Source organism: Sedimenticola hydrogenitrophicus (genome assembly GCF_025175675.1).
GTDB lineage: Bacteria > Pseudomonadota > Gammaproteobacteria > Chromatiales > Chromatiaceae > Sedimenticola > Sedimenticola hydrogenitrophicus.
In genome coordinates this window covers 21,491-36,228 of sequence record NZ_JANIOA010000027.1, presented here as the reverse complement: position 1 = coordinate 36,228, position 14,738 = coordinate 21,491, and the positions used below count along the sequence as shown (strand labels likewise).

At 64.2% G+C, this 14,738-nt stretch carries 11 protein-coding genes; 10 read left to right on the top strand and 1 reads right to left on the bottom strand.

Features of this window, described 5'->3' with window-relative positions; translation table 11 throughout:
* The first annotated feature begins 46 nt into the window (after positions 1–46).
* From asd to NPX02_RS14500, 7 genes are all read left to right on the top strand, one after another.
* Positions 47–958, top strand: a complete 912-nt coding sequence (asd, locus tag NPX02_RS14530; RefSeq protein WP_335342576.1) for an archaetidylserine decarboxylase — start codon at positions 47–49, stop codon at positions 956–958.
* A 148-nt stretch (positions 959–1,106) separates the two neighbouring features.
* The gene (locus NPX02_RS14525) at positions 1,107–1,571 is read left to right on the top strand and encodes an outer membrane lipoprotein (RefSeq protein ID WP_260294482.1); all 465 of its coding nucleotides are present in this window, start codon (positions 1,107–1,109) and stop codon (positions 1,569–1,571) included.
* Between the two features lie 236 nt (positions 1,572–1,807).
* Positions 1,808–2,137 (top strand): DUF4156 domain-containing protein, encoded by a 330-nt coding sequence (locus NPX02_RS14520; RefSeq protein WP_260294481.1) that lies wholly within the window; start codon positions 1,808–1,810, stop codon positions 2,135–2,137.
* Positions 2,138–2,278: 141 nt separating this feature from the next.
* On the top strand, positions 2,279–4,012 hold the full coding sequence (locus NPX02_RS14515; protein ID WP_260294480.1) for an autotransporter assembly complex protein TamA: 1,734 nt from the start codon (positions 2,279–2,281) through the stop codon (positions 4,010–4,012).
* Positions 4,009–7,734, top strand: a complete 3,726-nt coding sequence (locus NPX02_RS21490; protein WP_260294479.1) for a translocation/assembly module TamB domain-containing protein — start codon at positions 4,009–4,011, stop codon at positions 7,732–7,734. Before NPX02_RS14515 ends, NPX02_RS21490 begins: the two co-directional genes overlap by 4 nt.
* A 451-nt stretch (positions 7,735–8,185) precedes the next feature.
* A complete protein-coding gene (locus NPX02_RS14505) occupies positions 8,186–9,091 on the top strand; it encodes a toll/interleukin-1 receptor domain-containing protein (RefSeq protein ID WP_260294478.1) in 906 nt (301 codons plus the stop codon).
* Between the two features lie 103 nt (positions 9,092–9,194).
* Complete coding sequence (locus tag NPX02_RS14500; RefSeq protein ID WP_260294477.1) at positions 9,195–9,725, top strand: hypothetical protein; 531 nt, start codon at positions 9,195–9,197, stop codon at positions 9,723–9,725.
* Positions 9,726–9,922: 197 nt separating this feature from the next.
* Here the strand turns inward: NPX02_RS14500 and NPX02_RS14495 are convergent, their stop codons facing one another.
* Positions 9,923–10,090: a hypothetical protein gene (locus tag NPX02_RS14495; RefSeq protein WP_260294476.1), complete on the bottom strand. Its 168-nt coding sequence runs from the start codon at positions 10,088–10,090 to the stop codon at positions 9,923–9,925.
* 238 nt (positions 10,091–10,328) lie between these two features.
* Here NPX02_RS14495 and NPX02_RS14490 point away from each other — a divergent pair, with 238 nt between their 5' ends.
* The 3 genes from NPX02_RS14490 to NPX02_RS14480 are packed head-to-tail and all read left to right on the top strand — an operon-like array spanning position 10,329 to position 14,734.
* Complete coding sequence (locus tag NPX02_RS14490) at positions 10,329–13,229, top strand: peroxidase family protein (protein WP_260294475.1); 2,901 nt, start codon at positions 10,329–10,331, stop codon at positions 13,227–13,229.
* Between the two features lie 18 nt (positions 13,230–13,247).
* Positions 13,248–14,282, top strand: coding sequence for a catalase family protein (locus tag NPX02_RS14485; protein WP_260294474.1), 1,035 nt, complete (start codon positions 13,248–13,250; stop codon positions 14,280–14,282).
* On the top strand, positions 14,279–14,734 hold the full coding sequence (locus NPX02_RS14480; protein ID WP_260294473.1) for a hypothetical protein: 456 nt from the start codon (positions 14,279–14,281) through the stop codon (positions 14,732–14,734). Before NPX02_RS14485 ends, NPX02_RS14480 begins: the two co-directional genes overlap by 4 nt.
* The last annotated feature ends 4 nt before the right edge of the window (positions 14,735–14,738 follow it).

Genomic DNA, 14,738 nt, shown 5'->3' with positions numbered 1-14,738 from the left:
GCCGGTAGTATCCCCCCACTATCCGCAATCAACGGAACCGCTGTAGATGAATCAACCCCAATCCGAGGCCCCGGCCAAGACGGCCGGCCTGGCCGACAAGCTGTTTGCCCTGCTGCTCTACCTGCTGCCACACCACCTGCTGTCCCAGGCCATGCACTGGCTGACCCGGATCGAGTGGCCACCGCTCAAGGACCGGCTGATAGCCGGCGTGATCCGGCTCTACAAGGTGGACATGGAGCTGGCCGTGGAACCGGACCCGACCCGTTATGCCAGTTTCAACGCCTTCTTTACCCGGGCGCTGCGGCCCGAGGCCCGCCCGTTTGCCGAGGCCGAGGCTGCCGTCCTCTCACCAGTCGATGGCACCGTCAGTCAGCTCGGCAGGATCGAAAACGGCCGCATCTTCCAGGCCAAGGGGCAGAGCTACACGCTGCGGGAGCTGCTGGGCGACGACGCGGAGTGGTGTGAGCGGTTCAGCGACGGTCATTTCGCCACCCTCTATCTCTCGCCGCGGGATTACCACCGCATTCACATGCCACTGGCCGGTGAATTGAAAAAGATGCTGCACATCCCCGGCCGCCTGTTCAGCGTCAGCCCCTCCACCACCCGGGTGGTGCCGCGCCTGTTCAGCCGCAATGAGCGGCTGGTCAACCTGTTCGAGACCGAACAGGGCCCGATGGCCGTGATCATGGTGGGGGCTATTTTCGTGGCCAGTATGGAAACGGTCTGGGCGGGCACGGTCGCCCCCGCCTCGCGACACATCAGCCAGTGGCGTTACGGGCCGCTGCCGTCGGCCACCCCTGTTCTCCTGGGGAAGGGTGAAGAGATGGGTCGCTTCAACATGGGATCGACCGTGGTGCTGCTGTTCCCGAAGGATGCCGTCGCATGGAGCGATACGCTTGGCGCCGATACCGAGATACGGATGGGGCAGCAGATAGCCACCATCACCAATCCGCGCTGACTCCCCGCCTCTGTCGGAGTCGGAGTGACCTTATGCGCCCATCCGTGGTCAATAATGTTAATCCGTGGAGCCGTTTTCTGCGGGTTGATTCGGGCCGGGACATGCCACCACCGGCGACAGACTCCCAGCACAGAGAAGGGGAACACCCATGAAAAAACCAGGCTATCTGTTCATCGCGCTGTTGGTATCCGTGACGCTGGTCGGCTGTACCCGCGGCCTGACCGGCACCACCTATACCCGTGACGAAGCCCGCCGGGTACAAACAGTGCAGTACGGCACGGTTGAGTCCGTCACCCCGGTGGTGATCGAGGGCAGAAACGAGGGTATTGTCGGTACCGGTTCCGGCGCTATCGTCGGCGGTCTCGCCGGCAGCACGGTGGGCGGCGGCAAGGGGCGCAGCATCGCCACCGTAATCGGGGCCGTGGCCGGCGGTCTGGCCGGCCAAGCGGCGGAGAAGAGCCTGACCACCAGTCAGGGCCAGGAGATTACCCTGCGCATGGAATCGGGTGAGATCCTCTCGGTTATCCAGGAAGTGGAGAATGACCAGTATTTCCGCCCCGGTGACAGGATCCGGCTGCTGAAACAGGGCGGGGTAACCCGGGTCGCCTACTAGGAAGACGCTGAATTTCCAGGGTGAGGCGTGGTACAGGTAACCGCGAAGGACGCAAAGCACGCGAAGAACCGCCCAGCTTCGTATCAGCCCTACGCGCCTTACCCGGTCTGCAAGTGATTGGCCTGCCTTGTTGGCCGATCTTGGTGCCGCCGCAACCTCCACGTGGAACAGAGGTCCCCTGATCTGGTATACAATCAATCATATAGCCGGGCCACGCCTTAATTGAGGTAATTCTAATGAATAAGAAATTCTCACTCTGTGCCATTGCGAGCATCCTGATGTTAAGCGGATGCACCTGGGTGAAGACCACTCCCGAGGGTGAAAAGGTCCGGGTTCTGGATGCGACCGAGGTCGCCACCTGCAAGGAACTTGGCGCCGCCACGGTCTCCCTTGTGGACAAGGTCGCCGGTATCGAACGGGATCCGCAGAAAGTGCGGAAGGAGCTGGAACTGCTGGCCCGCAACAGTGCCGCCCGCATGGGGGGCGACACGGTGGTACCGGCCTCTGACATCAGTGACGGCCAGCAACGCTTCACCGTCTACCAATGCGTCGGGGTCGACCAGTAGCCGACCCAACCGGTGCCCGGCGAGTGCATCCCGCTACGCTGACTCATCGCCACTGAACCCACGACGCGAACACCCGGGTACGCCCTGCGGCTGACCTCGTGACGTATACTTGCCCAAATGAGATGTTTTCGAACCCGGCTTATGCAGACCAAAAGGCGGCATCATTCACCCTGGTATGCGCTTTGGGGCACACTCTGCATCGGCACGGCGGGGGCGGCGACACCCGAGATCGAATTCACCGGTGTCAGTGGCGAGCTGCAACTGAATCTGCGTAGCGGGCTCTCCCTCACCACCGAGTCCTGCGATGCCCCGAAGTGGCGGGTCAATCGGCTGTTTCGCCGCGCCGACCAAGAGCTGGACCAGGCGGCCAGGGCTCTGGGGTACTACCAGATAAAGGTGGAAAAGGAGCTGCAATTCAAGGAGGAGTGCTGGCAAGCCCGCTTTACCATCGACCCGGGCCGGCCGATCCTCCTGGATCGGGTCGACATCCGCATCGAGGGCGAGGCGCGGGACGATCCCGCCTTCAACAAGCTGTTGCAGGAGACCCGGGTGCGCCCCGGCGGCCAGCTGCACCACGGTCGCTACGAGAGGCTGAAGACGCAGATCGAAACCCTGGCGGCGGAACGGGGCTATTTCGACGGCCTTTTCAGCCGCCGGGCGTTGCAGGTCGACCCGGCGGCCGGCCAGGCAGACGTCACGCTGCACTACCGATCCGGCCGGCGCTACCACATCGGCACCCTGGAGCTGGATCAGCACACCTATGAGCCCCGGTTGCTGGAGCGCTACCAGAACATCCATTCCGGTGATCCCTACGACGCCGGGGAACTGGCGGCGCTGCACCGGGGACTGGCCGACAGCGGCTATTTTGAACTGGTCTCCGTGAAGCCCGACTACGAGGGGGCCGCGGACGGCCGGATCAATGTCCGGGTACAGCTGGAGCCGATCAAGCGCACCGCCTACCGGGTGGGCATCGGCGCCGCCACGGACACCGGACCGCGCCTCAGCCTAGCCTACGACCGGCGCCGCATCAACCGCCTCGGCCACCGCCTGCAGTCCAAGCTTACCCTCTCCGGTGTGGACAGCTCCCTGGGTCTGGAGTACCTGATCCCGATGCAGCGCCCGCATATCGACCAGCTCAGCATCCGTGCCGGTTACCGCGAACAGGACACCGATACCACCACTAGCGACACCGCCACCCTGGGTCTGCGCACCCTGGGCAAACGCAACGGCTGGAACGAGACCCGCTACCTGGACTGGATATCGGAAGAGTCCCTGATCGGCGACGAAATCACCTCGGCCACGCTGCTGGTACCCGGCATCAACTGGACCCGCACCCAGGCCGACCATCGCATGCGGCCAAACCGGGGATCGCGGCTCAACCTCGAACTGCGCGGCGCCCATGAGAGCCTGCTCTCGGACGCCAGCTTCGTGCAGATTCTGGCCGCCGGCAAATGGGTGCTGCCGCTGGGCAAGGGGCGCCTGCTGCTGCGCACCGACACCGGCATGAGCCTCACCCCTGACTTCACCGATCTGCCGGCCTCCTACCGCTTCTTCGCCGGCGGTGATCAGAGCGTGCGCGGCTACGAATACCAGTCCCTGGGGCCGGAGAATGCCAGTGGCGACGTGGTGGGCGGCCGTTACCTGGTCACCGGCAGCGTCGAATACGAATATCCGATCCAGGGTGCCTGGTCGGCAGCCCTGTTCGTGGATGCCGGCAATGCCTTCGACGCCTGGAGTGACGGAATCAAGCACTCCGCCGGTATCGGCCTGCGCTGGCGCTCTCCGGTCGGCCCCATCCGGCTGGACCTGGCTATCCCCGACGACCAGCGCCGGGACAACTTCCGTATCCATTTCTCCATGGGGCCGGATCTGTGAGGCGGCCGCTGCTCCTGGTGTTGTTGCTGACGCTGCTCGGCATAGTAGGTGGCGCTGCCTGGCTGCTGGGGAGCGAGCAGGGCAACCGGCGTCTGCTAGAGTGGACCCTGGGTGACAACCTGCGCATCGAACGTTATGCCGGCACCCTGCTCCAGGGACTGGACCTGCAGGGGGTGGCGTATCGTGACGGTGAACTGCGGCTGACCATCGAGAACCTGCACCTGCGCTGGGAGCCAACCGCCCTGTTCGGCGGCCTGCTGCATATCCGGCAGCTGCAGGCGAGCGGCATTCACTACGTCTCCCTAGCCCCGGCCGAAACGGCGGCGAGCCCCGCCCCGCCACAGCTGCCGCTGACGCTGCGCCTGGACCAGGTCGAGCTGGATGATATCCGCATAGGGGACGGCGACGAGGCGCAGTCGATCGGCCGCCTCGCCCTCAACGCCCGCACCCGGGAAGACACGCTGGAGATCCTCAACCTCCAGGTCGACTACGCCGCTTACCGGGCCGAGGTGGAGGGGCAAATCGAGCTGGCCGAGGACTACCCGCTGCAGTTAAAGATCCGCTGGCAGGGGGACTTGTCGGAGCTTGGGCCTGAGTTCGGGCCGGCGCGCGGTAGCGGAGAGATCAACGGCAACCTGCAACGACTGACCCTCCAACACACCCTGGAAAGGCCGTTCGGGATCCGCACCCAGGGTCAGGTCGACCTGTCCGGCGAGAGCCCCGAGCTGACGCTCGAAGGCGACTGGCGGCCACTGGCCTGGCCGCCGCAGGATGCCGTGGTGGAGAGCGCCGGTGGCCAGTATCGACTGAGCGGCCCGCTGGAGTCCCCGCGGCTGAGCAGCGAGGCCGAGCTGTTGTTTCCCGGTACCGATACCCCGCCGTTCAAGGCGCGGCTGGAGACCCGGCTCTCCCCCGACGGCCTGACCGATCTGGACCTGGAGGTGCGGGAGATCCGCGCGGCGGGACTGTCGCCGCTACAGCTGCGGGTCACCGGCGCGGTCCGGCTGGCGGGCGAGGAACCGCAACTGGATCTGCGTGGTGAATGGATGCAGGTCCGCTGGCCCCTGTTGAGCGAAGCCTTCAATGAGAGCCCGAACGGCAGCTTCCGGCTCAGCGGCCCGGTCACGAATCCGCACCTGGAGAGCCAGGCCGACCTGCATTTCCCGCAGGGCGGGGCGCCGGACATTCAGGCACGACTGCAGGGCCAGCTGAGCGCCGGCGGCCTCTCCGACATGACCCTCGAGGCCGAACTGCTGGACGGTACCCTGCGCAGCCAGGGCCAGGTGACTTGGGCCCCGGCCATCGACTGGAACCTGGCGATCAGCGGCGACTCCCTGAACCCGGCGCGCCAGTGGCCGGAGTGGCCCGGCAAACTGGCCCTGCAGGCCACGCTGCAGGGCGGCATCTCGGATCAGGGGCTCTGGCTGAGCACCGAACTGCGGCGGTTGGACGGCACCCTGCAACAGCAGCCGGTGACGGCCAGCGGGCGCGGGCGCTACGACCACAACGGCCTCGAACTGCAGGCGCTGGATCTGCAGAGCGGACCCAACGGGCTCAAGCTGCAGGGTCGTCTGGGCGAACGGCTGGATCTGCGCTATGACCTGCAGGCGCCGAAGCTGGCGGCCTTCTGGCCGGCGCTGCAGGGGGCGATCACGGCCGACGGGCGGCTGGGTGGCACGCGGGACCAGCCGGAATTCAGCACCCGGCTCCGGGCCACCGGCCTGAGTTATGCGGAGCAGCGGATCGGCCGGCTGGAGGCGGACCTGACCTGGCTGCAGGGTCGGGCCGAGGGCCAGCTGACAGCGACCGGTCTGCAGAGTGGCGAATGGCAGGGCCGCCGGCTGTCACTCAGCCTCACCGGGACCCCTGAAGCCCACCAGGTCCGGCTGAGCCTGGAGGCCAGCGACCTCCGGCTCGACACCGCGCTGCAGGGTGGCTGGAACGCCCCGCTCTGGCGCGGCCACCTGGAACGGCTTGCCATAGACCAGGCACAGTTCGGACGCTGGTCCACGACCGGCCGCTCGGCCCTGCTGGCCGGCAGCGACCGATTCAATCTGGAGCAGACCTGCCTGACCCAGGAGCAGGCACGCCTGTGTACCAGCGGCGCCTGGACTCCGAAGAGCAGCCGGGTCGATGGCAACCTCACGGCCATCCCGCTGAACCGCCTGCTGCACTGGCTGCCGGCAGAGGTGGCGGTCAACGGCAGCCTCGACGGGGAACTGCACCTGGCGGGCACCTTCCCCGCCCTCACGGGCGAGGCGCGACTGGCGCTGCCCCAGGGGAACCTGCGGATGGAGGCGGCAGAGGATCAGCCGTTGCAGCTGGCCCTGCGGGACGGGCTCTTGACCCTGCGCATGACCCCGGAGGGAAACCGCGCCTCCTTGGAAATAAAAGCCGGTGACGGACGGATCGCCGCCGATGCCCGCACCGCCCCCTTCAACGCGGGGAAACCCCTCGCCGTATCCGGAAACCTCAAGGCCGAACTGCCCGATCTGCAACCCCTGGGATTGTTGCTGCCGGGCCTGCGTGACCTCCGGGGCCGGCTGGTGGCGGAGGCCAGCCTCGACGGCGACCTTGGCCAACCGCGGATTGAAGCCCTGGCGACCCTCGATGAGGGGGCCGCCAATCTACCGCAGCTTGGCCTGATGCTGGAAGGGGTGCAACTGACCGCCCGCAACCGCGGCAACGAACGACTGGTGCTGGAGGGTCAGCTGGTCTCCGGAGGCGGCACCCTCAGGCTGCAGGGAGACCTGCTACTCGATGCCGCCCAGGGCTGGCCGCTTAGCCTCAAACTGCAGGGCGAGGAGATCCAGGTTGTGCGACTGCCGGAGGCGGTGGCCTACGCCTCCCCCAAACTGGAGATCGGCCTGCGCAACCGCCGGCTCCAGGTCGAGGGCAACCTGAAAATCCCCAAGGCCGATATCCAGCTGCGGGAGCTGCCCGAAAGCGCCGTGGAAGTGAGTGAGGACGAGGTCATCGTCGGACAAACCGGAACCGAACAGAGCACGCCCCCCCTGGCCATCGAGACGCGTTTGTTCATCCAGCTCGGTGACCAGGTCCGTTTCAGCGGCTTCGGTCTCAAGACCCGGCTGGAGGGGGCGGTCGCCCTGAACAGCCGGGAAGACCGGACCCTGGCACGCGGTGAGTTGTCGCTGCAGGAGGGGCGCTACCGCGCCTATGGCCAGGACCTGACCATCCAGCAGGGTCGCCTGCTGTTCAACGGACCGCCGCAGAATCCAAGCCTGGATATCCGGGCTACCCGACTTTCGCACGACCGCTCGGTGACGGCCGTACTCAACCTCAGCGGCAATCTGCGTGACCCCCGGGTACAGGTCTCCAGCGACCCGAGCCTGCCGGAGGAGGAGGCCCTGGCCTACCTGATCACCGGCCGCGGCCTGGCCGAGGAGGGGCCGGGGAGCGCCGCCATGCTGCGCCAGGCCGCGGCCGCCAAGGGCCTGGAGAAGAGCCAGGAAATTCTCAACCGGCTGGCCGGCGGACTGGGGGTGGACGAGGTCCGCTTCGAGGAAGGCGAGACCCTGGAGGATACCTCCCTGCTGCTGGGCAAATACCTCTCACCCGATCTCTATGTCAGCTACGCGGTCGGTCTGTTCGACAACCGCGGTGCCCTGGTCACGCGCTATCGTCTGAGCGAGCGATTGCGCCTGGAGGTGCAATCCGGCAGCAGCCAGAGCATGGACCTGATCTACGATGTGGAGCGCTGAGGGAAGCGGGTTGAAGTAGTGGCCGATACGCTCTCGCACCATTCGCCCGGTGACGGGTGGTATTCGACAACGGCACTGCAGAGCGCGAGAGCCGGACTGATGCTGCGCACCGCAACACGCCAACTCCATGCCCCCAAATATTTCGGTCGCCTGACCCCGGGGAGACCGCTCCCCGCCCATTAACCAATCCGCTATTGAGCGCCGTGCCAATTCATCCGATCTATGATATTGGTGACGATATACTATGATGTTAGTCACTTCCTTGATTATTGACACCGTGGACTCCGGTCCAGTCTGCACCAGGATCGTATCCATCCCTAAAGGAACCTAGGGGGACTCATGAAGAAGTGTCAGTTGTACAGAAAAACAATTGCCGTGACCGGTATAGGTTCTATTCGTTCACACCCGGCGCCACCACTGGCAGCACTCGCTTCGTTCTTCTAAGTGAGGCATGGGCCAGATATTCATTTCGTATCGTCGCGAGGGCTCGTCGGGGCATGCCGGGCGCCTTGAAGAGGCGCTCGAAGCGCATTTCGGCGCCGACCAGGTGTTTCGTGACGTGGAGGATTTGACACCTGGACTGCCGTTTCCCCAGGCGCTGTCCCAACGGATCGATGCCGCAGCGGTCATGCTCGCGCTCATAGGACCACACTGGCTCAATACCGAGCGCGACGGCGTTCGACGCCTGGATCGGGAGGATGACTTCGTGCGCAACGAGGTGGCCCAGGCGCTTGCCAGCGGCAAACCGGTGGTGCCGGTCCTGATCGACGAGACTCCCATGCCCACGGTCGAGCAGCTCCCCGATGTGCTGCATGCGCTCGCCCAGCGCCAGGCGGTGCGCCTCTCCGACGTAGGCTGGCGAGACGATGTGGCTCGGCTGATCGACACGCTCGAACGCTGGGTGCCGCCGGCCGCCGCTGTTGGCGGCGAAGCGAGGATGCGACGGCGTGTGTTTTTTTCCCTGGCAGGCGCGCTCCTCACTGCCCTGGCGGTGACCGTCTGGTGGTTCATGCAGGGGGATGACTTTCCGTCAGGCCAGTGGCAGGGAAAGGTGCATTACGATTGGGGGCCGACCCATCAAGAGCACTTTAGTTTCGAGCGCCAGGGCAATTCCATCGTCGGCCGGGCCAGCTTTCTTGGGCATGGCTTGGCGATTGATAAGGCAACCTGGGCGGATGGCGTGCTCAGCTTCGAGACCCGGACCGAAAGCGTGATGGGCGAGGAGCGTCGGCAGTTGATTCATCGCTATCGCATGGTGCGATCCGCTCCCCGGCAATGGCGCGTCGACTACGCCATCCATGGCGGATTCACGCCGGCGTCGCCAATGGAGTTCACCGTCACGCCGGTGGTGCCATGAGGCCTGTGTTCAACCGCCCGCGATCTTGCGCAGGCCGGCTGGACGGCCACAGACAGGAGACAGGTGTGATGTCGATCAAGTGAGTGGGTTTGAGGTCGCGGCGATGATGTTGTCAGCTGTGCTGGCGATGCCCGTGTTTGCCTGGGAGCTGAACGGCACACACCCGATCGAACTGGCGCGTAAAGACGGTTCGGCAGTGATGCTGGGCGAAGTCGTGTTTACACTGAAGGGCGATCGTGTGGGCTTTGAGTTCAAACCCGACCACAAGGTGTTCCAGGATTATTTCCTGTCCATGAAGGAGTTCAAGTGCCTGACCGGGCAGCAAGAGGTGTTCTGCCATGTGCGCTATCCGTATTCCAATCCGGCCAGCGTGACGGCGAATGACCTGAGCTGGCTGGAGCACGCCTTCCTGTTCCTGCACAAGTCGCCCAAAGAATTCGGTGCCCGTCTGTGGAACGGGGTGATCCACAAGATGAATATCACCGATGAGGGCATTGTCGGGCAGCCGCAGGCGGTGGATCTGAACCTGATCAGCGCGCCGCCGACGGACAATCGGCCGCCCTGTGGGCTGGGCGAGCGTAGCGATATCGAACCGGCAACCCGGGAGTTCGGGCTGCTGCAGATTCGGGAATAGGAAAGATAAACGCTCTTTTGCACGCTGGCCAACGCTCGATTCACAGGTGACGAATGGCCACGCGTTTTGCCACCACCCCTCAATACCGTGCCCTTCACTCCTCGACATCGAGAAACACCTGCACACCACCGCCAATTTATCCCCGACCCGGCCGATAGAGCAGCCGACGCCCTACCTTATGCCGCCAGCAGCGAACATCAGTGTCGAGAGACCCTGACCCTAGGAGTCTGTCGGTAGTGCCATGCCAGCAAGATCACGCCCGCCAGACCGGGCAACAGCAGCAACACATAGGAGCGGGTGCTGTACTGCTGTAACAGGAGCGGTATACGGTCGAGAAAACTCCAGAAGTCGTCTGTGGATTCCACCCGAACCACTATAAACCTGGTCTTCCGGTTGTCCTGGACTGCGCCGGCAGCTCAATCCGCTCACACGCGACTGAGTTGAAGCGCAACGCGGCAATTCATCCGATCTATGATATTGGTGACGATATACTATGATATTAGTCACTTTCTTGATTATTGACACCGTGGACTCCGGTCCAGTCTGCACCAGGATCGTATCCATCCCTAAGGGAACCTAGGGGGACTCATGAAGAAGTGTCAGTTGTACAGAAAAACAATTGCCATGACCGGTCCACTGTTTTATGGCCTGTTGTTGTTCAGCCCATCGGCATCGGCCGAAAGCGATACCGAAGCCTGCCTGCGAATGGCCAAAAGCGGTCTGCTGGAGATTGGCGACGACCCCACCCGACGCTTCCTGGGCAAGGTGGAAGCCGATACGGCCCGCTGTCGTGGCGGCGACAAAGCGGTGCAATACCGCGACACCCCCTGGGTGGACTGGCAGAACTATTACGCCACCGGCGACGGGCAGAGTCTGCACCCGGGTGACCAGGCCATCACCCGCCTGGGAGAGCATCTGTACCCGAACGGACGTGGCGTTGACGGCGCGCTGATGGACCTGGAGTACCAGCGCATCGAACTGATCAAGTTCAACCTGTTCGATCCCAGCACCTACCAGCGCTTTGTCACCGATCCGGTGCGCGCGTCAACAACCGTGTGGGATGAAATGCGCCTGCCCCCCGACCACCCGGACTATGCGGCAGTCGGCGGTGACGGCAGGCAGTTGTGCAAAGGCGGGCTGATCACCCATCGCACCCTGAACGGCATTTGCAACGATCTGACCAACCCGTTGATGGGCGCGACCGGGACACCGTTCGCCCGCAATGCCCGATTCGAGGAGACCTTTCCGCGCCTGCAAAAGACCGAGCTGACGCGCAATCGGCACGACGGCCGCCTGGATCTGCTAAAACCCGATCCACAGCTGCTCAGCCGCAAGCTGTTCACCCGCGAGCAGACCCCGGGCAACGGCTGCAACCAGGGCCTGGGGGATGCCGAGGCCTCGCCCGAGGTGAATTGCGACTATCTCAAGGCGCCGTTTTTTAATGTACTGGCGGCGTTCTGGATTCAGTTCATGACCCATGACTGGTTCTCGCACGCCGTGGAGGGGCTGAATGAGGAGCGGCTGGCATCCGCCGGCTGTGAATCGGCCGAGGCCCAGGCCCTGGGTTGTCGGCCCGGGGACCGGCTGCAGCCGTCCCTGTATGCCGAAACCGCCGATCCGGAGAGCTTCACCCATGACGGTCAGAGCTATCTAAAGCGGCCCTACCGCACCACCAGCAACCAGGTCACCGCCTGGTGGGACGCCTCACAGATCTATGGTCATGACGCGGTCTCACTGCGGCGTGTGGCGCGCGACCCGAACGACCCGGCGAAGCTGCTGCTGCGGGACAACTACCTGCCCCTGCTGCCGGACTGCCCGGCCTACAGCGCGGATTGCCCGGTGCAGCCGCAATGGCGCGGACAGGAGGCGGCAGCCTTTCCGGACAACTGGAATATCGGTCTCAGCTTCTATCACAACCTGTTCAGCCGCGAGCACAATACATTCGTCGACAATTTCCGTGCCCTGCAGCAACAGACCCCCGACGCCGACTCGGGGCTGCGCGACCCGGACCAGCCGGAGCGGGTAATCAGCTACAAAGAGGTGACCGATGAACGGCTGTATCAGGCGGCACGGCTGGTCATCTCCGCAGAGATCGCCAAGATTCACACCATTGAATGGACCACCCAGCTGCTCTACAACGAACCCCTGAACAAGGCCATGAACGCGAACTGGTCCGGCCTGTTCAATCAGGAGGAGAGCCGGGTATCGCAGATCCTGCGCCGCATCACCGGCCGGGATGAAAACTTTCTCAGTCGTGTCTCGTCGCGCCTGGTACAGTGGTTCGGAGTTTCCGAGGATGCCAGGAAATCCGGCGGCGCCTACTCGGTGTTCGCCTCCGGGGCCGGCATTTTCGGCCTTGGCAACAGCCGGCCCGCGGGCCATCTGTGGTGGAAACATGACGGCTGGGATCTGACCAACCTGGAACAGGATGTCAACGGCGGCACCAACCATTTCGGCTCACCGTTCAACTTTCCCGAGGAGTTTCCCTCGGTGTATCGCCTGCATGCGCTGGTCCCCGACCTGATCGAATTCCGCAATACCGAAGCTCCGGACAACATCAGCCACAAGATCGCGGTCGCCTCCACCGTGCGCCAGGGCGCCACCGAACAGATGCACCGGCGCGGCCTGGAGAACTGGGGTCTGAGCATGGGCCGCCAGCGCCTCGGGCTGCTGCAGTTGCGCAACTCGCCGCTGTTCCTGCAGAACCTGCCCATGCCGCACCTGGACTCGGAGAGCAAAAAGCTCGACATTATCGCCCTGGATATCCTGCGCGACCGGGAGCGCGGGGTGCCCCGCTTCAACGAGTTCCGCCGCCAGATCGGCCTGCGCACCCTGACCAGCTTTGATGATTTTGTCGATCAGCGGCTGGATGAGAACGATCCCTGGCGTCAGCACCAGCAGGAGACCGTGCGGCGCCTGCGGGAGATCTACGGCACCCACCTGTGCGACGCGTCGAAGATCATCTCTACCGCCCAGCGCAACCCCGACGGCAGTTTCATCAACGACTGCCATGGCCGGACGGACGGCACCCGGGTGGACAATATCGAGGACGTGGACAACATCGTCGGCTGGATGGCGGAGTACACCCGTCCGCACGGCTTTGCCATCTCCGAGACCCAGTTTCACATCTTCATCATCAACGCTTCCCGGCGTCTGTTCAGCGACCGCTTCTTCACCTCCAGCTTCCGGCCCGAGTTCTATTCACGGCTGGGTTACGACTGGGTGATGGATAACGGCCCCGTGCAGGAGTGCCCGTTCCCGGTCAGCACCCGGGCGGACGGTAGCGAGGCATGCCTGGAACCCGACGCGGTGAACGGTCACCAGGTGGCGGTCTCGCCCTTCAAGCGCCTGCTGATCCGCAATATCCCCGAACTCAGGGAGGAACTGCTGCCGGTGAAAAACGCCTTTGATCCCTGGGCACGGGACCGGGGCAGTTATTACGACATCTCCTGGAAACCGCGTCCGGGCGCTGAAGCCGACCCGGCCTTCTCCCCCAAACCCTAGCCTGAAATGGTAAATGGAATGACCACCCAGTGCAGAGACCGCCGCAAACACCCGTTGCCCCTGCTGGCAACCGGGCTCCTGTTGGCGGGCGGCCTGGGCGCCGCCGAACCGCCCAGCACCGAACAACTGGTGGCGGAGATGAACCAGCGTATCGCGGCCATCACCCGGGCCGCTGCGGTCAACGGCGTCATTCCCCGCTTCAACCAGGCCAAGAGCCTGGGTTGTTTAGAGGCCACGTTCCGTGTGCACGGCGATCTCGATGCCGCGCTCAGGCAGGGACTGTTTGCCCGGCCGGCCAGTTACCGGACGACGCTGCGTTTCGCCAACGCCAGCCAGCAGGACGATTCGAAAAAGGATATCCGTGGCCTGTCCATCAAGCTGTTCGACGTCGACGGGGAGCCGCTGTGGGGCGAGCCCGGCATCCAGGATTTTCTGCTCAACAGCTATCCGGCGCTGTTTGTCGCCACCCCGGAGGATTTCCTCGCCTTCATTCGGGCGCGCCAGGACGACGCCATGCTGCGTTTCTTCATCAATCCGTTCGACCCGCACCTGAAATCCCTGTGGATTCTGTTCCGGGCACGGGCCGTACACGACAGTCCCTTCAACATCCGCTACTGGAGCACCACGCCCTACCGGTTTGGCAGCAGCGACGGCCCGGCGGTCAAATATTCGGTCACCCCCTGCAGCGACAACCCGCAGCCATCGCAAGCGGCCTCCGGCAAGGATCAGCTGCGGGCCGCCATGCAGGCTCACCTGAGCCAGGGCCCGGCCTGCCTGGAGTTCGGGGTCCAGCCGCGTACCCGGCCGGTGGAGATGCCCATCGAGGACGCCTCGGTGATCTGGGACGAGGAGGATGCGCCGTTCCACACGGTGGCCACGCTCACCATCCCCGCGCAGGCGTTCGACAGCCCCGAGGCCCTGGCGGCCTGTGAAAAGATCAGTTTCAACCCCTGGCAGAGCCTGCCTGCCCATCAACCGCTGGGACGCATGAACGCGGTGCGCAGAGAGACCTACATCGAGGCATCCCAACTCAGAAACCGGGAGGCACCATGAATCCACTGGTTGCAAAATGGCTGGACAAATCCCGCGACGAGCTGGATGAGATCTATCGCAACGCCGGCGCCGGTACCATCCCGTCTGGCGATACCCGCGGCACCGCCATTGTCACCGGCTCGCTGTTTTCCAAGACCCTGGCGGCCATCGCACGCCTGTTCGCCTGGCAGGGCAAGATCTTCGACCTGTTCCCGCCGGACCGGCAGAACGGCATCCTGGTGAACAAGATCACCCCGTTCAGCCTCACCTTTGTGGTGGCCAAGGTGTACCGCGACGCCAGCTGGATGGACGGCCAGGAGACCATTGTCATCGACTATTCCAAGACCTCGTTTTTCGCCAAGGCGATACGTGACGAAATCCGCGAGGTGGAGCCCGGGGTCTATCTGGGCAAGGTCTGGTGGGGCAAGACCCGGGTGCTGGATTTCGCCCTGACCCGAAATGTCACCCCATAGCCGG